General features: G+C 70.5%; 19 protein-coding genes. 10 read left to right on the top strand and 9 right to left on the bottom strand.

What is annotated here, in order from left to right:
• Nucleotides 1–11: 11 nt before the first annotated feature.
• Both AB0M73_RS27730 and AB0M73_RS27725 read left to right on the top strand, forming a co-directional pair.
• A complete protein-coding gene (locus AB0M73_RS27730) occupies nt 12–725 on the top strand; it encodes an SDR family oxidoreductase (protein ID WP_363896154.1) in 714 nt (237 codons plus the stop codon).
• Nucleotides 719–1,162 (top strand): cupin domain-containing protein, encoded by a 444-nt coding sequence (locus AB0M73_RS27725; RefSeq protein ID WP_363896096.1) that lies wholly within the window; start codon nt 719–721, stop codon nt 1,160–1,162. The genes AB0M73_RS27730 and AB0M73_RS27725 overlap by 7 nt, the downstream gene beginning before the upstream one ends.
• Nucleotides 1,163–1,288: 126 nt before the next feature.
• Here AB0M73_RS27725 and AB0M73_RS27720 read toward each other — a convergent pair whose 3' ends face one another.
• Complete coding sequence (locus AB0M73_RS27720) at nt 1,289–2,302, bottom strand: LacI family DNA-binding transcriptional regulator (protein WP_363896093.1); 1,014 nt, start codon at nt 2,300–2,302, stop codon at nt 1,289–1,291.
• A 243-nt stretch (nt 2,303–2,545) separates the two neighbouring features.
• On the opposite strand from AB0M73_RS27720, the gene AB0M73_RS27715 reads away from it, so the two are divergent.
• From AB0M73_RS27715 to AB0M73_RS27680, 8 genes are all read left to right on the top strand, one after another.
• A complete protein-coding gene (locus tag AB0M73_RS27715) occupies nt 2,546–3,850 on the top strand; it encodes a sugar ABC transporter substrate-binding protein (RefSeq protein ID WP_363896151.1) in 1,305 nt (434 codons plus the stop codon).
• Entirely contained in the window at nt 3,847–4,770 is a 924-nt protein-coding gene (locus AB0M73_RS27710; protein WP_363896090.1) for a sugar ABC transporter permease, read from the top strand. The genes AB0M73_RS27715 and AB0M73_RS27710 overlap by 4 nt, the downstream gene beginning before the upstream one ends.
• Complete coding sequence (locus tag AB0M73_RS27705; RefSeq protein WP_043724840.1) at nt 4,770–5,639, top strand: carbohydrate ABC transporter permease; 870 nt, start codon at nt 4,770–4,772, stop codon at nt 5,637–5,639. Before AB0M73_RS27710 ends, AB0M73_RS27705 begins: the two co-directional genes overlap by 1 nt.
• Nucleotides 5,640–5,648: 9 nt before the next feature.
• On the top strand, nt 5,649–7,235 hold the full coding sequence (locus tag AB0M73_RS27700) for a glycoside hydrolase family 13 protein (protein ID WP_363896087.1): 1,587 nt from the start codon (nt 5,649–5,651) through the stop codon (nt 7,233–7,235).
• Between the two features lie 117 nt (nt 7,236–7,352).
• A complete protein-coding gene (locus tag AB0M73_RS27695; RefSeq protein ID WP_363896085.1) occupies nt 7,353–9,191 on the top strand; it encodes a methylmalonyl-CoA mutase subunit beta in 1,839 nt (612 codons plus the stop codon).
• Entirely contained in the window at nt 9,188–11,374 is a 2,187-nt protein-coding gene (scpA, locus tag AB0M73_RS27690) for a methylmalonyl-CoA mutase (RefSeq protein ID WP_363896082.1), read from the top strand. Before AB0M73_RS27695 ends, scpA begins: the two co-directional genes overlap by 4 nt.
• A complete protein-coding gene (gene meaB / locus AB0M73_RS27685; RefSeq protein ID WP_363896079.1) occupies nt 11,364–12,347 on the top strand; it encodes a methylmalonyl Co-A mutase-associated GTPase MeaB in 984 nt (327 codons plus the stop codon). Before scpA ends, meaB begins: the two co-directional genes overlap by 11 nt.
• 154 nt (nt 12,348–12,501) lie before the next feature.
• Nucleotides 12,502–13,404: an SDR family NAD(P)-dependent oxidoreductase gene (locus tag AB0M73_RS27680; protein ID WP_363896076.1), complete on the top strand. Its 903-nt coding sequence runs from the start codon at nt 12,502–12,504 to the stop codon at nt 13,402–13,404.
• Between the two features lies 1 nt (nt 13,405).
• Here the strand turns inward: AB0M73_RS27680 and AB0M73_RS27675 are convergent, their stop codons facing one another.
• The 8 genes from AB0M73_RS27675 to AB0M73_RS27640 form a co-directional block, all read right to left on the bottom strand.
• A complete protein-coding gene (locus tag AB0M73_RS27675; RefSeq protein WP_363896073.1) occupies nt 13,406–14,104 on the bottom strand; it encodes a class I SAM-dependent methyltransferase in 699 nt (232 codons plus the stop codon).
• A gap of 17 nt (nt 14,105–14,121) precedes the next feature.
• Nucleotides 14,122–15,438, bottom strand: a complete 1,317-nt coding sequence (locus AB0M73_RS27670; protein ID WP_363896070.1) for an aldehyde dehydrogenase family protein — start codon at nt 15,436–15,438, stop codon at nt 14,122–14,124.
• Between the two features lie 74 nt (nt 15,439–15,512).
• Nucleotides 15,513–16,976: a CoA transferase gene (locus tag AB0M73_RS27665; RefSeq protein ID WP_363896066.1), complete on the bottom strand. Its 1,464-nt coding sequence runs from the start codon at nt 16,974–16,976 to the stop codon at nt 15,513–15,515.
• A complete protein-coding gene (locus AB0M73_RS27660) occupies nt 16,963–17,889 on the bottom strand; it encodes a PfkB family carbohydrate kinase (protein WP_363896063.1) in 927 nt (308 codons plus the stop codon). Before AB0M73_RS27660 ends, AB0M73_RS27665 begins: the two co-directional genes overlap by 14 nt.
• A complete protein-coding gene (locus AB0M73_RS27655; protein WP_363896060.1) occupies nt 17,886–18,869 on the bottom strand; it encodes an ADP-ribosylglycohydrolase family protein in 984 nt (327 codons plus the stop codon). The genes AB0M73_RS27660 and AB0M73_RS27655 overlap by 4 nt, the downstream gene beginning before the upstream one ends.
• On the bottom strand, nt 18,866–19,570 hold the full coding sequence (locus AB0M73_RS27650) for a GntR family transcriptional regulator (protein ID WP_363896057.1): 705 nt from the start codon (nt 19,568–19,570) through the stop codon (nt 18,866–18,868). The genes AB0M73_RS27655 and AB0M73_RS27650 overlap by 4 nt, the downstream gene beginning before the upstream one ends.
• Nucleotides 19,558–20,091, bottom strand: coding sequence for a cysteine hydrolase (locus AB0M73_RS27645; RefSeq protein ID WP_363896054.1), 534 nt, complete (start codon nt 20,089–20,091; stop codon nt 19,558–19,560). The genes AB0M73_RS27650 and AB0M73_RS27645 overlap by 13 nt, the downstream gene beginning before the upstream one ends.
• Nucleotides 20,088–21,539, bottom strand: coding sequence for a cytosine permease (locus tag AB0M73_RS27640; RefSeq protein WP_363896051.1), 1,452 nt, complete (start codon nt 21,537–21,539; stop codon nt 20,088–20,090). Before AB0M73_RS27640 ends, AB0M73_RS27645 begins: the two co-directional genes overlap by 4 nt.
• Nucleotides 21,540–21,672 lie beyond the last annotated feature (133 nt).

Raw genomic sequence — 21,672 nt, 5'->3', positions numbered from 1 at the left:
TCGCGGTGACGATGTTGCAGGGCAAGACCGCCTTGGTGACCGGGGCCACTGGCGGGATCGGGGCCGGCATCGCCGCCCGGCTGACCGCCCACGGCGCCCGGGTGCTGGCCCACTACCGGACCCGGCCGCCGGCTGACCCCGAAGTCCTTGCGGCGCAGGCTGATCTGCGTGAACCGGCCGAAGTAGAGCGGTTGGTCGAGACCGCCGTCAGCGAACTCGGCGGCCTGGACATCGTCGTCAACAGCACCGGCGTGCAACCGGTGCAGCCGCTTTCGGAGCTGACCCTGGCCGACTGGCGGGCGGTGTTCGCAGGCAACGTCGACAGCGCGTTTCTCGTCACGAAAGCGGCTGCGGAGCGCATGGGCCCCGGCGGTTCGATCATCCACATCGGCTCCATCGAGGGCTCCGTGCCGGCCGTCGGCCACGCCCACTACGCCTCGGCCAAGGCCGCCTTGCTCATGCACACCAAGGCCGCCGCGCTGGAATACGGCCCGCGGGGCATCCGCGTCAACGCCGTCTCCCCCGGTCTCATCTCGCGGCCCGGTATCGAGGAGGGGTGGCCCTCCGGTGTAGCCAGCTGGGTCGAGCACGCGCCGCTGGGCCGTCTCGGCACTCCCGAGGACGTCGGCGACGCCTGTGCGTTCCTCGCATCCGACCTGGCGCGGTGGATAACCGGTCAGAACCTCGTGGTCGACGGCGGCATGTCGGTGCGGCCGGCATGGTAGATCCGGACACGATCGTGAGCACGCTCGGCCTCCAGCCCCTGCCGGTCGAGGGCGGGCACTGGGCCCAGACCTGGCGCGACGCCAACGGCACCGCCATCTACTATCTGCTGCGGGCTCCCGCGTTCTCCGCCCTGCACCGGCTGGCCCACCCCGAGATCTTCAGCTTCCACGCCGGCGCCCCGGCCCGGATGCTGCTCCTGCACCCCGACGGCTCCGTGACCCGACCAGTGCTCGGCATCGACCTCGCCGCCGGGGAACGGCCGCAGGTGGTGGTGCCGGCGGGGGTCTGGCAGGCGACGGAGACCGTGGGCGAGTGGAGCCTGCTGGGAACGTTCATGGCGCCGCCGTACACGGACGACTGCGTCACCTTTGCCGACGTCGCCCTGCCGGCCGCATACCCCGCGGCGGCGGCCGACATCCGCCGTCTCACGCGGTGAGCCCCCACGTGAGTGGCTCATTTTCGCTCCAGCGCCACCTGAGCCACTCATGTGCACAACGCCCAGCCGCACGTGAGTGGCTCAGGTGCGTCTATATGCGAAATGAGCCACTCACGTAGGGGAAAATCAGGCGGTGACGCGGGCGGGGGCGGTGGAGCCGCGGACGACGAGCTCCGGTTCGAAGAGGAGCTCCTCGGTGGAGACGGCGGCGCCCTCGATCTGGTTGACGAGGAGTTCCACGGCGGCGCGGCCCATGGCCTCTATGGGCTGGCGGACGGTGGTCAGGGGCGGGTCGATGCAGTTCATGAAGGCCGAGTCGTCGTAGCCGACCACGGAGACGTCGCCGGGGACGGTCAGACCCTTGCGGCGCACGGCGCGGATGGCGCCGAGGGCCTGGGGGTCGCTGGCGCAGACGATGCCGGTGATGTCCTGGTTGAGCAGCTTGGACGTGGCGGCGTGGCCGCCTTCCAGCGAGAACATGGTGTGCTGGATGGCGTCGTCGGGGATTTCCACGCCGGCGCGCGTGGCATGCGCGCGGAAAGCGGCTTCCTTGCGGCGCGAAGGCATGTGATCGGGCGGCCCGAGCACCATGCCGACGCGGGTGTGGCCGAGGGACAGCAGGTGCCCGAGGGCCTGCTCGGCGGCGACCGAGTCGTCGCACGCGACAACCGGGAACATCAGGTCCTCAACGGCCGCGTTGACCAGCACGGCCGGCAGCTTGCGGTTGGTCAGCCGGTAGTAGTGCTCATGTGAGGCGTCGGCCTGGGCGAACAGGCCGCCGGCGAACACGACGCCGGAGACATGCTGCTGGAGCAGCAGTTCCACGTACTCGGCCTCGGAGACGCCGCCCGCCGTGCGGGTGCACAGCACGGGCGTGAAGCCCTGCTGGGCCAGCGCGTTGCCGACCACGTCGGCGAATGCCGGGAAGATGGGGTTCTGCAGCTCGGGCAGCACGAGGCCGACCAGCCGGGCCCGCTCCCCGCGCAGCTGGGTGGGCCGCTCGTAGCCGAGCACGTCCAGCGCGGTCAGCACGGCCGCCCGGGTGGCCTCGGACACCCCGGGCTTGCCGTTGAGCACGCGGCTGACGGTCGCCTCGCTGACTCCGACCTTCTGCGCGACCTCGGCAAGGCGTCTTGTCATGCCGCAACTATACGACAGGTGGCGCAAGCAACTTGCAGTCACTTGCGGCCCGTCGACGGCCGGAACCACCATCAGGGTCAATCAAGTCACGATCTTGCGTATCGGTGTCAACATCTTGCGGCGACGTGTTCAGAAGATCTATGGTGTGCGCCACACTCCACCGCGTCACGGGAGAGCCCGATGACTTCTGACAGACTCCGGTCCGCCGCCGCGTTAGCGCTGGCCACGGGCCTCACCCTCGGTATGACCGCCGCGTGCAGCGGGGGCGCCGACCAGCAGGCCGGCGGCCCGGTGACGATCACCATCGACGGCCAGCCACCGCAGACCCAGCCGTTCGACCGCAAGATCTTCGACGCCGACGTCGCCGCCTTCGAGAAGGCGCACCCGGACATCAAGGTCACCGCGCACGAGGGCTTCATGGACCCCAAGACGTTCTCCGCCAAGCTGGCCGGCGGCCAGCTGGAGGACGTCTTCTACGTCTACTTCACCGACCCGGCGAACCTGATCGCGCGCCACCAGGCCGCGGACATCACCGACTACGTGAAGGACGTCCCGCACGTCAACGACATCCAGCCCGCGCTGCTGGACGTCTTCAAGGACGCGGGCGGCAAGGTCTACGGCCTGCCCACCGCCAACTACTCGATGGGCCTGCTCTACAACCGGGCCCTGTTCACCAAGGCCGGCCTCGACCCGGACAAGCCGCCCACCACCTGGGACGAGGTGCGCGCGGACGCCAAGAAGATCACCGCGCTGGGCAACAACACCGTGGGCTTCGCCGACTACTCGGCCAGCGGCCAGGGCGGCTGGCACTTCACCACGGAGATGTACGCCAACGGCGGCGACATCGCCAAGAAGGACGGCAGCGCCTGGAAGGCCGACTTCGACAACGCCACCGGCAAGAAGGTCCTGCAGACGCTGCACGACATGCGCTGGACCGACAACTCGATGGGCAGCAAGCAGCTGCTCCAGATCGCCGACGTGCAGGGCATGATGGGCGCCGGCCAGCTGGGCATGTACCTGGCCGCCCCCGACAACATCCCCACGCTGGTCAACCAGTTCAAGGGCGACTACGCCGACTACGGCCTGGGCGCCATGCCCGGCGGCAAGGGCACGCTGATCGGCGGCGAGGGGTACATGATCAACCCCAAGGCCACGCCCGCGCAGATCAAGGCCGGCCTGACCTGGGTCCAGTGGAAGTACCTCAACCCGGAGCGGGTCCAGTCCGAGGTGCTCAACACCTACAAGCAGCAGGGCCAGCCGGTGGGCCTGCCGGTGCCGCCGGTGCCGGACCTGTGGACCGGCTCGGTGCGTGACCAGCTGGAGCAGGCCAAGGAGAAGAACGCCACCGTGCCGGTCTCCAACTACAAGCCGTACCTGGACGGCGGGCAGTCGCTCAAGGGCAGCCTGGAGCCGCCGAGCGCCCAGCAGCTCTACACGATCCTCGACACGCTGATGTCGACCGTGCTCACGCAACAGGACGCCAACATCGACCAGTTGCTCTCCGACGCGAGCCAGAAGGCGAACTCCGTGCTCGCGCAGGTGAAGTGAGCACCGCCGTCCGGTTGCCGTCGGCCGCGCTAGGGGTGCGGCCGGCGGCGCGCCTGCGGCGCCGGCTCCGGGAGAACGTCACCGCCTACGGCCTGCTCTGCGCGGCGCTGGTGGTGTTCGCGCTGTTCTCCTGGTACCCGATCGTGCGCGGTGTGCTGCTGAGCTTCCAGCAGGTCAACTTCGTCACCGCGCCGACCTGGGTCGGACTGGAGAACTTCCAGAAGCTGTTCGCGGACCCGCAGTTCTGGGAAGCCTGGGTGAACACGCTGCTGTTCACCGGGCTGGCCCTGGTCTTCGGCTTCGCGGTGCCGTTCGCGATCGCCGTGCTGCTCAACGAACTCCGGCACGGCAAGGCCTACTTCCGGCTCGTGGTCTACCTTCCCGTGATGCTGCCGCCGGTGGTGGTGGCGCTGCTGTGGAAGTGGTTCTACGACCCGGGTCCCGGCCTGTTCAACTCGGCGCTGCACGCCGTCGGCCTGCCCGGCCTGAGCTGGCTGGACTCCCCGGCCACGGCGATGCTGTCGCTGGTGCTGGTGTCCACCTGGGCCAACATGGGCTCGGCGACGCTGATCTACCTGGCGGCGTTGCAGACCATCTCCGGCGACCTGTACGAGGCGGCGGAGCTGGACGGCGCCGGCCTGTGGCGACGGCTGTGGCACGTCACGATCCCGCAGACCCGGTTCGCGCTGCTGGTCATGCTGCTGCTGCAACTGGTGGCCACCATGCAGGTGTTCACCGAGCCGTACATCATGACCGGCGGCGGCCCCGGCGACTCCACCGTGACGGTGTTGCTGCTGCTGTACAAGTACGCCTTCTTCTACAACGACTTCGGCACGGCGAGCGCGCTGAGCCTGCTGCTGTTCGTGGTGCTGGGCGTTTTCGGCCTGTTCTACGTCCGCCTGACCAGGAGGGCCGACTGATGCGGACCTTGGTCTCGGAGTCGCAGTTGCGCAGCCCGCGCGGCAAAGCCATCTACTGGACGGTTTTTGTCGTGGTCGCGGTCGCGTTCACCGTGGCGTTCGTGTTCCCCCTGATCTGGATGGTTTTGGGGGCCATGAAAACCGCGCCGGAACTGGCGCGGGTGCCACCGACCCTGCTGCCGGCGAAAGCGAACGTCGGCGCGTACGTCGAGGCGTGGAACTTCATGAGCCTCGCGCACTTCTTCCTCAACACGGTCATCGTGGTGCTGGGGGCGTGGCTGGTGCAGCTGGCGGTGGACGTGCCGGCGGCGTACGCGCTGTCGAAGCTGAAACCCAAGCTGGGCAACGTGGTGCTGGGCATGATGCTGGGCACGCTGATGCTGCCGGCCTCCGCGCTGCTGGTGCCGACCTATCTGACCATCACCGACGTGCCGCTGCTCGGCGTGAACCTGGTCAACTCGCCGCTGGCCATCTGGCTGCCGGGCGCGGCCAACGCGTTCAACATCTACCTGCTCAAACGGTTCTTCGACCAGATCCCGGGCGAGCTGATCGAGGCGTCCACACTGGACGGAGCGGGCCCGGTGCGGACCATGTGGCGGGTGGTGCTGCCGCTGTCGCGGCCGGTGCTGGGCGTGGTGTCCATCCTGTCGGTGGTCACGGCGTGGAAGGACTTCATCTGGCCGCTGCTGGTGTTCTCCGACCCGCAGGCCCAGACGATTTCCGTGGCACTGCAACGGTTCGCCCCGGACACACCGGTCAACCTGCTGCTGGCCGGCCTGGTGCTGGCCAGCGTGCCGACCATCGTGGTCTTCCTGATCTTCCAACGGAACATCCTTGCTGGCCTCACCGCGGGCAGCGTCAAGGGCTGAGGAGTCAACGTGAGCGAGCTTGGACCGGCGTGGTGGCGTGGTGCGGCCATCTACCAGGTGTACGTGCGCAGCTTCGCCGACGGCAACGGCGACGGCACCGGCGACCTGACCGGCCTGCGCCAGCACCTGCCGCACATCGCCAACCTGGGGGTCGACGCGATCTGGCTGTGTCCCTGGTATCCGTCGCCGATGGCCGACTCGGGCTACGACGTCTCGGACTACCGGGACATCGAGCCGTCGTTCGGCACGCTGGCCGAGGCCGAGAAGTTCATCGAGGAGGCGCACTCGCTCGGCCTGAAGGTGATCATCGACATCGTGCCCAACCACTGCTCGGACCAGCACCGGTGGTTCAAGGAGGCGGTGGCGGCCGGTCCGGGCTCGCCGCAGCGGGAGATGTTCTGGTTCCGCCCGGCCAGCCCGGAGCCGCCCAACGACTGGCAGTCCCGGTTCGGCGGGTCGGCCTGGAGCCGGGTGCCCGACGGCGAGTGGTACCTGCACCTGTACGCCCCGGAGCAGCCGGACCTGAACTGGGAGAACCCGGTGGTGCACCAGGAGTTCCGCGAGGTGCTGCGGTTTTGGTTCGACCGCGGGGTGGACGGCTTCCGCATCGACGTGGCCGACGGCCTGGTCAAGGACGGCGCGTTACCCGACGTGAACGGCCGCTCCGAGGGGCAGCTGCCGTTCTCCGACATGGACGGCGTGCACGAGATCTACCGGGAATGGCGCCAGATCGCCGACACCTACCCGGATCCGCGGGTGTTCGTCGGCGAGATGTGGCTGCCCGACCAGGAGCGGTTCGCCCGCTACCTGCGGCCGGACGAGCTGCATTCGGCGTTCAACTTCGACTTCCTGTCCTGCCCGCTGGAGGCCGACCGGCTCCGCGCCGTGATCGACTCGACGCTGCAGGCCCATGCCCTGGTCGGCGCGCCGGCGACGTGGGTGCTGTCCAACCACGACACCACCCGTCACGTCACGCGGTACGGGCGGGCGGACACGTCGTTCAGCTTCGCCGACCGGCAGCAGGGCGCGCCGACGGACCTGGCGCTGGGCACCCGGCGGGCCCGGGCGGCGGCGTTGCTGAGCATGTCGCTGCCCGGCGGCGTGTACGTCTACCAGGGCGAGGAGCTGGGGCTGCCCGAGGTCGAGGACCTGCCGGACGAGGTGCGGCAGGACCCGGTGTTCAGCCGCACCAACGGCGCCGACCCGGGCCGCGACGGCTGCCGGGTGCCGCTGCCGTGGGACGGGGAGGCGCAGCCGTACGGGTTCGGCGGCGACGAGACGTGGCTGCCGCAGCCGGACGGCTGGGCGGAGTACACGGTGACGGCCGAGGCGGCGGACGAGGGCTCGATGCTGCGGCTGTACCAGCAGGCCCTGCGGCTGCGGCACGAGGTGCCCGGGCTGGGTGACGGCACGCTGACCTGGCTGCCGTCGCCGGACGGGGTGCTGACCTTCGCCCGTGAAGAGCACTTCGTGTGCGTGCTCAACCTGTCCGACACGGCGGTGGACCTGCCCGAGCACAGCGAGGTCCTGCTGGCCAGCGACCCGCTGGCCGACGGACAGCTGCCGGCGAACACGGCGGTGTGGCTGGCCCGCTGACGGCTCAGCACCAGGGGGCGGCGCTTCGGCGTCGCCCCCTGTCTTTACCGAGCAAGACCCCCTTAGCGAGCCAGCTCACAAGCTACGCACTAGTAGCTTCCCCTACCATCGGTCCGCATGACGACGCCGTCCAAGACCGGACCGGCGGAGCTTCCGCTCGCCGCCGAGTTTCCGCAGGTCGACCGCGCAGTATGGCGACGGTCGGTGGAGTCGGTGCTGCGCAGGTCGGGGGTTCTCGGCGAGGGTCAGCAGCACGATTCCCCCGAGGATCTGCTCGCCACCACCACCTACGACGGCATCACCATCAGCCCCCTGTACACGGCCGAGGACGCGGCGCCGCTGAGCGGCTTCCCGGGCATCGCTCCGTACGTGCGCGGCGGCACCCCGGCGGGCTCGGCAGCCGGCGGCTGGGACGTGCGGCAGCGGCACGCCGACCCCGACTCGGCGGCGACCAACCGCGAGGTGCTGGCCGACCTGGAGAACGGCGCCGGCTCGGTGTGGCTGGTGCTCGGCGACGGCGGCGTGCCGATCGCCCAGCTGGGCGATGCCCTCAACGGCGTGTACCTGGACCTGGCCTCGGTGGTCCTCGACGCGGGGCCGGAGTTCGCGGCGGCCGCCGAGGCGTACTTCGAGGTGCTGGACGTGCCGCCGAGCGCCGCGATCGGCAACCTCGGCATCGACCCCCTCGGCGTGCACGCCCGCACCGGGGCCGCGCCGGATCTCGACGCGGCCGTGGAGTTGGCGGTTCGGACGTCGCGGACCCATCCCAAGCTGCGGGCGATCGTCGTCGACGCCCTGCCCTATCACGACGCCGGCGGCAGCGACGCCGAGGAGCTGGGCTGCTCCATCGCGGCCGGCGTGACCTACCTGCGGGCCCTGACCGCCGCCGGGCTCGACGTCGCCGCGGCGGCCCAGCTGCTGGAATTCCGTTACGCGGCAACGGCCGACCAGTTCATGACCATCGCCAAGCTGCGCGCGGCCCGCCGGCTGTGGACCCGGGTCACAGAGGTCAGCGGCGCTCCGTCGGCCCAGCTGCAGCACGCGGTGACGTCGTCGGCGATGCTGACCCAGCGGGATCCGTGGGTGAACATGCTGCGCACGACCCTGGCCTGCTTCGCCGCCGGCACCGGCGGCGCGGATGCCGTGACCGTGCAGACGTTCGACGCCGCCATCGGCCTGCCGGACCCGTTCTCCCGGCGTATCGCCCGGAACACGCAGGCGCTGCTGCTGGAGGAGTCACACCTGGGGCAGGTGATCGACCCGGCCGGCGGCTCCTGGTACGTGGAGCGGCTGACCGACGATCTGGCCAAGGCCGGCTGGGCCTGGTTCCAGGAGATCGAGCGGGCCGGCGGCCCCGTCGAGGCGTTTCCCCTTGTGCGGGAACGACTGGCGGCGACCTGGCGGCAGCGGGGCGAGAACATCGCGCACCGCAAGGACGCCCTGACCGGTGTGTCGGAGTTCCCGAACCTGGCCGAGAAGCCGGTGCGGCGCAAGTCGTTGCCGACTGCCCAGGCCGGCGGGCTACCTCGGGTTCGCTACGCGCAGGCGTTCGAGGAGCTGCGGGACCGCTCCGACACCCAGCTGGCGGAAACCGGGGCCCGGCCCCGGGTCTTCCTGGCCACGCTCGGCCCCGTGGCCGTCCACACCGGACGGTCGAGCTTCGCCGCCAACCTGTTCAACGCCGGTGGCATCGAGACTCCCGCCGGAACGGTCGAGGACTTCCCCGGCGGCGTCGCCTGCGTCTGCTCGTCCGACAAGCTGTACGCACAGGAGGCCGCCGCGACGGTCGCCGCGTTGAAGGCCGCCGGCGCGACGCATGTGTTCCTGGCCGGCAGCCCCGAGAAGTGGGCCGACACCGGGGCCGACGCGTTCGTCTTCGCCGGCTGTGACGCGCTTTCCGTGCTGCACACGACGTATCGATTTCTTTCTGGCAGCCAGTTGGAGGCTCAGCGATGATCCCGAACTTCGCGGACGTGCCGCTGGGCGATCCCGAGGTCGCCGGCGGCGCCGACGACTGGCGCAAGGCGCTGCACGCGGCCACCGGCAAGGACACCGACGCCCTGGTGTGGGAGTCGCCGGAGGGCATCGGCATCCGGCCGCTGTACACCGCGGAAGACCTTGCCGGGCTTGACTTCCTCAACACCTATCCCGGCGTCGCCCCGTACCTGCGCGGGCCGTACCCGACGATGTACGTCAACCAGCCGTGGACCATCCGGCAGTACGCGGGCTTCTCCACCGCCGAGGAGTCCAACGCCTTCTACCGCCGCAATCTCGCCGCCGGTCAGAAGGGCCTGTCGGTGGCCTTCGACCTGGCCACCCACCGCGGCTACGACAGCGACCACCCCCGGGTGGCCGGCGACGTCGGCATGGCCGGCGTGGCCATCGACTCCATCTACGACATGCGGCAGCTGTTCGACGGCATCCCGCTGGACCGGATGAGCGTGTCGATGACCATGAACGGCGCGGTGCTTCCCGTGCTGGCGCTGTACATCGTGGCCGCCGAGGAGCAGGGTGTGGCGCCCGACCAGCTGGCCGGCACCATCCAGAACGACATCCTCAAAGAGTTCATGGTCCGCAACACCTACATCTACCCGCCGCTGCCGTCGATGCGGATCATCTCCGACATCTTCGCCTTCACCTCGCAGCGGATGCCCAAGTACAACTCCATCTCCATCTCCGGCTACCACATCCAGGAGGCCGGCGCCACGGCCGACCTGGAGCTGGCCTACACCCTGGCCGACGGCGTGGAGTATCTCCGGGCCGGCGTCGGCGCGGGACTCGACATCGACGTCTTCGCGCCGCGGCTGTCGTTCTTCTGGGCCATCGGCATGAACTTCTTCATGGAGGTGGCCAAGCTCCGCGCGGCCCGCCTGCTGTGGGCCAAGCTGGTCAAGGGTTTCGACCCCAAGAACCCGAAATCCCTCTCGCTGCGGACACATTCGCAGACCTCGGGCTGGTCGCTGACCGCGCAGGACGTCTACAACAACGTGGCCCGCACGTGCGTCGAGGCAATGGCCGCCACCCAGGGGCACACGCAGTCCTTGCACACCAACGCATTGGACGAGGCGCTGGCCCTGCCGACCGACTTCTCGGCCCGCATCGCCCGCAACACCCAGCTTCTGCTGCAACAGGAATCCGGCACCACGCGGGTGATCGACCCGTGGGGCGGCAGCGCCTTCGTGGAGCGGCTGACCTACGACCTGGCGCGCCAGGCCTGGGCGCACATCGCCGAGGTGGAGCAGGCCGGCGGCATGGCCAAGGCGATCGACGCCGGCATCCCCAAGCTGCGCGTCGAGGAGGCCGCGGCCCGCACCCAGGCCCGCATCGACTCCGGCCGGCAGCCGGTGATCGGCGTGAACAAGTACCGGGTGGACACCGACGAGGAGATCGAGGTCCTCAAGGTCGACAACCACGGCGTGCGGGCCCAGCAGATCGAGAAGCTGCGGCGGCTGCGCGAGGAGCGGGACGAGCAGTCCACTCAGGACGCGCTGGCCGCTTTGACGCGGGCGGCCGGCGGCGACGGGAACCTGTTGGAGCTGGCCGTGAACGCGGCTCGGGCCAAGGCCACCGTCGGCGAGATCTCCGACGCGCTGGAGAAGGTGTACGGGCGGCACTCCGGTCAGATCCGTACCATCTCCGGTGTGTACCGCGACGAGGCCGGCAGCGCCGGGAACGTGGCCGAGGTGCTGGAGCGGGTCGCCGAGTTCGAGCGCGAGGAGGGCCGGCGGCCCCGCATCCTGGTGGCCAAGATGGGCCAGGACGGGCACGACCGCGGCCAGAAGGTGATCGCCACCGCCTTCGCCGACCTCGGCTTCGACGTGGACGTGGGCCCGCTGTTCCAGACGCCGGGCGAAGTCGCGCGGCAGGCCGTCGAGGCCGACGTGCACGTCGTCGGCGTGTCCTCGCTGGCCGCCGGGCACCTGACCCTGGTGCCGGCGCTGCGGCAGGAGCTGGACGCGCTGGACCGCGGGGACATCATGATCGTGGTCGGCGGCGTGATCCCGCCCGCCGACTTCCCGGCCCTGCACGAGGCCGGCGCGGTCGCGATCTTCCCGCCCGGCACCGTCATCGCCGACGCCGCGCTCGGCCTGATCGACCGCCTCGCCGAGCAGCTGGACCATGCCGCCGATGGCTCGTAAGCCCATCGACGTCCGCGAGTACGCGAAAGGCGTGCTCGACGGGTCCCGGACCACGCTGGCCCGGGCCATCACGCTGGTGGAGTCGACCAAGCCCGCGCACCGCGAGCTGGCGCAGCAGCTTCTCGTGGAGCTGCTGCCCCATGCCGGTGGCGCGCACCGGGTCGGCATCACCGGCGTGCCCGGTGCCGGCAAGTCCACGTTCATCGAGGCGCTGGGCACTTCGCTCACCGCCGCCGGCCACCGCGTCGCCGTGCTGGCCGTCGACCCGTCGTCCAGCCGCACCGGCGGCAGCATCCTCGGCGACAAGACCCGCATGGCCCGCCTTGCCGTGGACGACAACGCTTTCGTCCGCCCCTCCCCCACGTCGGGAACGTTGGGCGGGGTGGCCCGGGCCACCCGGGAGTCCATCGTGCTGGTCGAGGCCGCCGGCTACGACGTCGTGCTGGTGGAGACCGTAGGCGTCGGGCAGTCCGAGATCGCCGTGGCCAACATGGTCGACTGCTTCCTGCTGCTCGCCCTGGCCCGCACCGGGGATCAGTTGCAGGGCATCAAAAAGGGCGTGCTGGAGCTGGCCGACGTCGTCGCCGTCAACAAGGCCGACGGCCCCCACGAGCCCGACGCCCGCAAGGCCGCGCGCGAGCTCACCGGCGCCATGCGCCTGCTGCGCGGGCCTGCCGCCCCCAAGGTGCTGACCTGTAGCGGTCTGACCGGTGACGGCCTCGACGTCGTGTGGGACACCGTCCGCGAGCTCCGGTCCCGTTTGGACAGTGACGGCCAGCTCGCCCTGCGTCGGCGGCAGCAGCAGGTCGACTGGACCTGGTCCATGGTCCACGACCAGCTCCTGGCCTCCCTGCACGGCAGCGACGCCGTGCGGGCCATCACGCCCGATCTCGAACGTCAGGTCCGCGACGGCGAGCTCACCGCCACCCTCGCCGCCGACCAGATCCTCCGCGCCTTCAGAGAATCCCACTAGCCCACCGCGAGTCCCGCGCTCAGGCAATTATGTGTTGAGTTCATGCCTGCCCGAGAGCGGGACTCGCGGTGTGGTCGGTAGCCCGACTTGATAGCGGAACCAGTTCCGGTTACCGTGGAGGAGTAACCGGAACCTATTCCGCTTAGGGGCTGACATGGTGACGACGGCGTTCGGGGCGCAGAGCACGGCTGAGGAAGTGCTGGTGGGGGTGGATCTGACGGGGCGGCGAGCGGTCGTCACGGGAGGGGCGTCGGGCATCGGGCGGGAGACGGCCCGCGTGCTGGCCAAGGCGGGGGCGGAGGTGACGATCGGCGTCCGCGACCTGGACGCCGGCACGCGGGTGGCGCAGGAGATCGGGGCACGGGCGGCCTACCTCGACCTGGCCGATCAAGGGTCGGTCCGGGGCTTCGTGAGTGCCTGGGAGGGCCCGCTGGACATCCTGGTGCTGAACGCGGGCGTCATGGCGACGCCGCTGCAACGCACGAAGCAGGGCTGGGAGATGCAGTTCGCGACGAACCACCTCGGCCACTTCGCACTGGCCACGGGCCTGCACGACGACCTGACGCCGGGCGCGCGGGTGGTCTCGGTGAGCTCGGTGGGCCACATCAACGGCGACGTGCAGTGGGACGACGTGAACTTCGAGCGCCACCCGTACGACCCGTGGGCCGCCTACTCGCAGTCCAAGACGGCCAACATCCTGTTCGCCGTCGAAGCCGCCCGCCGCTGGGCCCCGGACCGCATCGCGGTCAACGCCCTCAACCCGGGCCGCATCACCAGCACCAACCTGAGCCGCCACATCGGGGACATCGGCAACAGCCCGACCTCCTTCGACGCCAGCAGCACGGACGTCTCCTGGAAGACCATCGAGCAGGGCGCCGCGACCTCGGTCCTGCTGGCGGCGTCGCCGCTGGTCGAGGGGGTCACGGGCCGGTACTTCGAGGACTGCGACGAGGCGGGCCCGCACCAGGCCGGGATTCGACGCGGCGTGGCCGACTACGCCGTCGACCCGGAGCACGCGGCCCGGCTGTGGCAGCTGTCGTCGGACATGATCGGCTGAGTCAGGCGCGACGCAGCACGGAGATGATCTCGGCGCTGTCGGGCGTGAACGGGTCGCGGTCCCAGGTGCCGTACTGCTCCTCCAGTGAGAGCCCGGCTTCGGCGACCAACTCGGCCAGGCGTTCGGCCGACAGGAATCGCAGTTGCCCCGCGTCGGCCCGCTGCCAGCCGTCGGCGACGATGTTCTCCACCACGTCGACGACGTCGCCGACGATCGGCCGCACCTCGTAGAACACGCGGACCTGCTCGCCCTCCCACGGGAACTCGAAGCCGCCCTTCGGCCACTGCTCCCATTCCCGGGCTACCGGGTTGCGGGTCTCGAAAACGAAGCGGCCACCGGGTTTCAGGGCGTCGCGCACGCCGCGCAGGGTGGTCAGCACGTCGGAATCCGTGAGCAGGCACTGGAAAGCGTGCCCGGTCATCACGGCGAGATCGAACTCGCCGTCCCAGCGCGGGGTCGACATGTCCCCCAGCGACAGGTCGAGACCACCGGGGGCCTGCGCGAGCATGTCGGCATCGGGATCGAAGCCGACCAGCCGCCCGGTGTGCCCGGCCTCGCGGGCCTTGGACAGCAACGTTCCCGTCCCGCAGCCGACATCGAGCACGGCGTCGGCGCCGAGCACGAGGTCGAGATAGAACCGGTCGTCGCCACGGCCGGACCACGGGTTCATCGCGTTGTAGAGCTCGGCAGCCTCGGGCACGTCCCGAAGCTATCGGCTCACGCAAGCGGTTTGTCCAGCACGGCCTTGAGGTGGCTGAAGGTGTCGATGGAGTACTTGCCGTGGTACCGGCCCATGCCGCTCTCCCCCACCCCGCCGAACGGCAGGCTCGGCACGCCGAGGTGCATCACCGGCAGCCCGAAACCGACTGCGCCGGAAGAGGTTTCGGTGAGGATGCGGTCCTTGGTCGGCTCGGACTCGGTGAAGGCATAGAGCGCCAGGGGCTTGTCCCGCGCGGTGATGAACTCGATCGCCGCGTCCAGCGAGGGCACGGAGATGATCGGCAGGATGGGGCCGAAGATCTCCTCGCCCATCACCGGCGACTCCGGCGACACGTCGGCCAGCACGGTCGGCGCGATGTACTTGTGCTCGCGGTCGGTCTGACCGCCGACCACGACCCGGCCGCTGGCCAGCAGGGCGCTGAGCCGGTCGAAGTGGCGGTGGTTGACGATCCGGCCGTACACCGGGCTGTCCGAGGGGTCGTCGCCGAACTTGGCCCGCACGGCGTCGGCCAGCGCGGCTTCCAGCTTGCCGCCGGCTTCGCCGATGGCCAGCACGTAGTCCGGGGCCACACACGTCTGCCCGGCGTTGAGGAACTTGGTCTCGACCAGCCGCTGCGCGGTGACGACCGGGTCGACCTCGGCGTCCACGACGACCGGGCTCTTGCCCCCGAGCTCCAGCGCGACCGGCGTGAGGTGCTTGGCCGCGGCGGTCATCACGATGCGGCCGACGACACCGTTGCCGGTGTAGAAGATGTAGTCGAACTGCTGCTCCAGCAGCGCGGTGGTCTCGGGAATCGCGCCCTCGACGACGGCGACGGCCTCCTGGTCGAGGTACTGCGGCACGAATCGGGCGATGGCCGCGGTGGTGGCCGGTGCGAGCTCGCTCGGCTTGAGCACGCCGGCGTTGCCGGCGGCCAGCGCGCCGACCAGCGGGGCCAGCACGAGTTGCAGCGGGTAGTTCCACGGGCCGATGACCAGCACCACACCCAGCGGCTCGCGCACGACCGTGCCGCGCCCGGGCAGCAGGCGCTCGGGCAGCTCGGCGTCCTCCGGCGCGAGCCAGGCGTCCAGGTTCTCCAGCGTGTGGTCGATCTCGCGGACCACGAAGTGGATCTCGGTGCGCTTGGCCTCGGCGGCGTTCTTGGCCAGGTCGGCGAACAGCGCCTCGGCGAACGCGTCCTCCTGCTCGGTCAGCATCGCCCGCAGCGCGGCCAGCTGCTCGCGCCGCCACGACAGCGGCTTGGTGCGCCCGGACCGGAACGCGGCCCGCAGGCGGTCGACGACGGCCGGGATCTGCTGGAGGACATCGGTCATGGGCCGAGCCTAGCTCGGATGACGGCATCGGCCGAGCCGATGCCCGCCCGACATGTCGGAACTCACCTGTTCGGTCAGAGCCACACCGGGCGGGACGCGCCGCGGGGCACCAGCGGCACCGCGTAGCGCCCGGGCGTCCGCGACATCCGCACCTGCTCGGTCACGCCCTGGTACGCGCCGAGCGGAGTGTCCACAGTGAACGTCTCTGGGTCCAGATACCGGTGCTGCTCCACGCTTCCCGCCGTCTCGGCGGCGTAGGCCTGGTCGAACACGCCCATGCTGAGGATCCACAGCGCGGCCCGGGTCAGCGACACGTGCACGCGGTAGCTGCCGCCCTCGACGGCCCGGCGGGCCAGCGCCTCGGCCGCGCCGGTGGCCATCAGCCAGGACACGATGTAGTCGTTGACCACGAGGATCGGCGGCAGCTTCGGGCCCTCGTCGCTGCCTTCCAGGTTCATCATGCCGACCAGGCTGCCGGCGGTCTGGTCGAAGCCGACCCGGCCGGCCCACGGCCCGTGCTCACCGTTGAGCGAGGCCGTGACGTGCACGATGCCCGGCCGGACCTGCGCCGCCTGCTCGGGCGCGACGCCGATTTGAGCCAGGTAGCCGGGGCGGCGGTTGGCGTAGAACACGTCCGCGCCGGCCAGCAGGCCAGTGATCAACTCCCGGTCCGCGGCGGGGTCGACCGTCGCCGAGCGCACACCGACGTTGGCCGTGATGTACGTGACATCGTGCTCCAACTCGTTGACCCGCCACAGGTTCAGCACATCGGCCCCGTGCAGCGCGAGCGCCCGGCCGGCCCCGGCGCCGGCGATCACGTGCCCCATGCCGAGTGCCTTGACACCCGACAGCGGCAGCTCCACGCCGCCCGGCAGCGGCTCGGGGTAGGAGTCCCCGATCTTGGTGATCTCGATCAGCGGCAGGTCCTCGATGCCGGTCCGCTCGGCCAGGAACTCCTCGGTGGAGCGCAGCATCGGCAGCACCACACCGGCCTCGACGGCCGCGGCCTCCAGGTCACGGGCGTCCCACTTGGACACCGCCTGGGCCACTCGCTCGGGGTCGTCCGGCACGTCCAGCAGCTTCTGGGCGGCGACCTTGATCTTCGGGTACGGGTTGAGCGGCATCACCCAGCGGTCGTCGGCGGTGCGGTAGAAGGCGAAGCCGAAGGCGTTGGTGGGATTGGCCGCCGACACCGGCACGTGGCCGTTGAGCTTCTCCCACTTGCGGTCGTAGAACGGGCACAGCCGATGCGGGGTGACCCGCAGGTCGACGGAGATGTCCTGGCCCTCGCCGCCGCGCAGCCGCCACAGCTTGGCCATCGCCGCCGACTTGGCGACCAGGGCGATGCCGGCCGCGCCGCCGAGGCGCAGCGTGCTCGGCACCACGGGGTCCGCGCCGACGAAGGTGATCTCGCCGCCGGTGTCGGAGGGGCTCATGCCGATGCCGGCCAGCACCTCCGTCAGCTCGGCGTGCGGGTCGAACTCGGCCGTGGCCAGCGGGTTCGCCACCGCGGCCGCCACCTTGTCAGTCAGCGACATCCCCAGGCTCCTCGTCGCTCAGCAGCTTGTGCACCTCCTCGATCGTAGGGGCAGAGGCCGGCCCTCGTCGGGTGACGGCGATCGCTGCGGCGGCGTTGGCCCGCCGCGCGGCCTGTCTCGGCGGGAGTCCGGCGGCCAGGCCGGCCATGAACGCGCCGGTGTGCGCGTCGCCGGCGCCGTTGGTGTCCACCACCTCGACTGGGAAGCCCGGCACCGCGATCACGTCGTCGGACGTCGCCAGCACGCAGCCGCCGGCCCCGGTGCGGACGATGGCGTTGCGCCGCCGCAGGGCCTGGACGGCCTTGACCGGGTCGTCCTCGCCGGTCAGCAGCTTGGCCTCACGCTCGTTGCAGCTGATCCAGTCGGCCCGGTCGATCACCGGTTTCAGCACGGCTTCGGGGATCTCCGCCGCCAGCGGGCCCGGATCGAGCACCACAGTAATGCCTGGGTCCACAGTGGACAGCCAGGAGTTCACCGCCGGCCCGTTCACCGGCAACGCCAGGCCGTAGCCCGAGACATACACGATGTCGTCGGGGAAGATCTGGATCCGTCGCAGGTCGTTCGTGCGCAGCTGACCTTCCGCGCCGAAGGTGGTGGCGAACGTCCGCTCCCCTTCGGCATCGACCAGCGCCACCGTGAACCCCGTGTCCAGCGCGGACATCTTCGGCTGGAGCACGTCGATGTGCTCCTGCGCCAAGCGTTTGCGGGCGAGATCGCCCCACGGCCCGGTGCCATGCATGCCGCCGTAGGCGGCGGTCAGGCCTTGCCGCACGGCGGCGGTGAGCACGTTGAAGCCACCGCCGACCTCGGTTCCGCCGCCGGTCGCCAGCACGTCGCCGCCCCGCTCGGGCAGCCTCGGCACGTACATCACGATGTCGACGATCACCTGGCCCACGTGCACCAAGCGGCTCATCCGCGCAGCGCCAGCAGTTCCGCGGTCAGTCCGGCCAACGGAAGGTCGTTGACCGCGTGGATGGTGCGCACCGCCTCGTCCGGGAAGGCGTCGTCGCCGTGACAGGCACCGGCGATCGCCCCGACGATGGCGGCGATGGTGTCGCAGTCGCCGCCGAGCGAGGCCGCGAGCAGGCAGGCCCGCCACGGATCGTCCGGATGCACGGCCAGCACGGCAAAAGCGGCCGGCACCGACTCCTGTGTGGCGACGCTGGTGCCGACCAGCCGGTAGATCGTGTCGGCGGCCTCACCCGGCGGCAGGTCCTCGACGACCTCGCTGGCCCAGGCCAGCCGCGTGCCCACGTCGCCGGCGGCGATCCAGTTTCCTCGTCCCGAAGCCAATCCCGCCGCCTCGGCCGCGATCTTCGTGGCCTCGGCGACGGTGGCGCCGGCGATGCCGGCGCTCACCGCGGCCGCCACGGCCGCCGCGCCGGACAGCGCGACACCCGTGTTGTGCGTGACCCAGCTGGCCTCGACGACACTGTCCACAAGGGACGGAAGGTCGTCGACGCCGTGCGCGATGCCGACAGGGGTGATTCGCATCGCGGCGCCGTTGGTCGTGCCGAACCGTCCGGCCCGCTCCAGGCTCTCGCCCGCCGCCACCGCGCTCACCGCGGCCTTGGTCGACGGCCCGAGCAGGTCCAGCGAGCCGCGGCGGCGCATGTCCTCTTCCCACGCCAGCAGGTCGGCCGCCAGCCGGTGCGCGTCGACGTGCCCGTCGCCGGCGATCAGCAGCCGCGCCACCAGGACCGCCTGCTCGGTGTCGTCGGTGATCGAGCCGGCGGCCATGCCCGGCGCGATCGGCTGGTCCGCCGGCCCCGGCTCGAATCCGGTGAGGACGCCGTAGCGGGCCTGGATCGCCTCCCGCGGCATCGACTGCGTCGGCATGCCCAGCGCGTCGCCGATGGCCAGTCCGGTGAACGCCGCCAGCGCGCGGCTCACTCCACGCCACCGAACTTCAGGTGCAGCCGGAAGCGGTCCGGATCCAGCAGACTCTCCGTGTGCTCCACGAAAACACCGTGGCGATCCCGGCACAGCCGGCGGGCCCGCAGGAAGCGCTCCCCCGGCGAACGGCCGAGCACAGCCGCCTCCACCTCGGTGATCTGTCCCAACTCGACCCACTCCTCCCCCTGTTCGGGCACCAGGCCCTCCGCGCGCAGCACGTCGTACAGCGATCCGTCCAGACCGGACTCGGTCAGCTCGCGCATCGGGCCGGTGGCGGCGACCCTGGTGCACTCGAAGGAGATCGGCGGTCCGTCCACAATGGACCGGACACGGTCGAGCGCCACGAACTCGTCGTCCTCGACGCCGAACCGATCGGCCATCGCCCGGTCGGTGACCAGCTCCAGCCGGATGACCTCGACCGTGGTGTGCACGCCCTGCTCGGCCAGCGCCCGCGTCCAGCCGATGCGGTCGTCCAGCGGGCGGTCGTCGAAGGTGACGAACGAGCCCTTGCCGGAGTGGGTGGCGATCAGGCCACGGCTGCCCAGCTCGGCCAGGGCCTGGCGGATCGTGTTGCGGCTGACCTCGAACCGGCTGGCCAGCACGTGCTCGCCGGGCAGCCGCGCGCCACGCGGTAAGCGGCCGCCGCGGATGTCCCGCGCCAGCTGGTCGGCGATCTGCTCGTACTTCAGACGCAGCACGTCAGCACCTCGTCCAACGTCTTGACCTCGATGTGCGGGCTGTAGCCGCGGGCGATGTCCAGGGCCCGTTCGTGCGCCGCGTCGTCCATGCCGGCGCAGGCGTCCGCGACGATCCAGGTCAGCATGCCCGCGTCGGCCGCCGCCAGCGCCGTCGACAGCACGCAGCAGTCCGTCGCCACCCCGGCCAGCACCAGCACATCGGCGTCGCCGACCCGCTCGGCCAGGTCCGGGCCCCACTTGCCGAAGGTGGTCTCGTCCACTGTGGACCCTTGCAGGCCGTCGACCAGCTGGTAGATCTCGGCATCCGGTGGCTGCACCGCGAACGGCCAGCGCTGGTAGTACAGCCGCCAGGCGCCGACCGGCCGTTCCGGGGCGACGAAACGGGTGAACGTGACGTTCCTGAACGCCGCCGCCAGCTTGTGGATCGGGGCCATCACGCCCTCGAAGCCCGGGGTGAACCAAGGACTCTGGGGATCGGCGAACACGTACTGCATGTCTATCACCGCGAGGTGGGCCTTCATGCCGTCACCAGCTCCTGTTTGCGCACCTGCGACCGCTGCGCCGCCCACGTGACCACGAAGGAGATCACCAGGGCCGCGAGCACGCCCAGGTTCGCCGCCGCCCATGCGCCGTCACGGCCGCCGAGCCCGAGCGGGCTGAGCAGATATCCCTGCCAGGACAGCCATTCCGCGTACGTGTTGGTGACGAGCCCCCAACCGACCACTGTGGACACCACCACGACGCCGACCGCCAGCCAGCGCACGCTGCCGTAGCGACCCTTCGGGTCGTACAGGTCGGTCTCCGAGTAGCCGTTGCGGCGGGAGGCGATGTCGGCCAGCATCACGCCGCACCAGGCCGCGATCGGCGTGCCCAGCGTGATGAGGAAACCCTGGAACGGCCCCAGGAAGTCGTCGGCGAAGAAGGCGACGTAGATCGTGCCGAGGATGATGATCGTGCCGTCGATCAGCGCGGCCACGAACCGCGGCGCCTTCAGGCCGGCGGCCAGCAGGGCCAGGCCCGAGGAGTAGATGTTCAGCACCGCGCCGCCGACCAGGCCGAGCACCGCCACGATCACGAACGGCACCAGGTACCAGGTGGGCAGGACGCTGGCCAGCGCGCCGATCGGGTCGGCCGCGATCGCCTTGTTCAGGTCCGGGGACGAGGCCGCCAGCAGCAGGCCCATGACCAGCAGCACCACCGGGGCCAGCGCCGAGCCGAACGTCGTCCAGCCGATCACCGCCCGGCCCGAGGTGGTCCTCGGCAGGTAGCGGGAGTAGTCCGCCGCCGCGTTCACCCAGCCCAGGCCGAAGCCGGTCATGAGGAACACCAGCGCGCCGACCACGCTGCCCGGCGACCCCGCCGGGACGGCGGCCACCTTGGCCCAGTCGATGTGCGGGATCACGAAGGCGATGAACACCAGCGTCAGCACGGCGGTGACGATCGTGATCACGGTCTGCATGCGCATGATCAGGTCGAAGCCCATCACGCCGCCGCCGATGGTCAGCATCGCGACCACCACCAGCGCCAGGATCTTCACCACCGGGCCGCCGCCCCAGCCCAGCTGCGTGAACACCGTCGCCGTGGCCAGCGTGGCCAGCACCGTCAGCACGGTTTCCCAGCCCACCGTGAGGACCCAGGAGATCGCCGTCGCCAGCCAGTTGCCGCGCACGCCGAACGCCGCCCGGCTCAGGATCATCGTCGGCGCCGATCCCCGCTTGCCCGCCACCGCGACGAAGCCGCACAGCAGGAACGAGAAGACGATGCCCACCACGCCGGCGATCGCCGCCTGCCAGAAGGAGATGCCGAAGCCCAGCGTGAACGAGCCGTAGCTCAGGCCCAGCACCGAGACGTTGGCCCCGAACCAGGGCCAGAACAGCTGTCTGGCCGTGCCCTTGCGCTCGTCGTCGCCGATCACATTGATGCCGTTGGCCTCCACCTGGAGTGGGGCCGAGTCCGCACCGGGCGCCATCGAGGGCTCCTCTGATCCTGTCCAGACCTGTTCAGTTGCGCGGACCATACGCCCGCCGCCACTGCCCGGCAACACGCCCGCGGTCCACCTGTCCCGAGGATCTTTCCCTTTCGGCCCATGGAACCGGTTGCAG

It is taken from the genome of Kutzneria sp. NPDC051319, assembly GCF_040682195.1.
In the GTDB taxonomy this organism is placed as follows: domain Bacteria; phylum Actinomycetota; class Actinomycetes; order Mycobacteriales; family Pseudonocardiaceae; genus Kutzneria.
The sequence above is the reverse complement of the archived record's forward strand: the minus strand, read 5'-3'. Positions and strand labels throughout refer to the sequence as shown.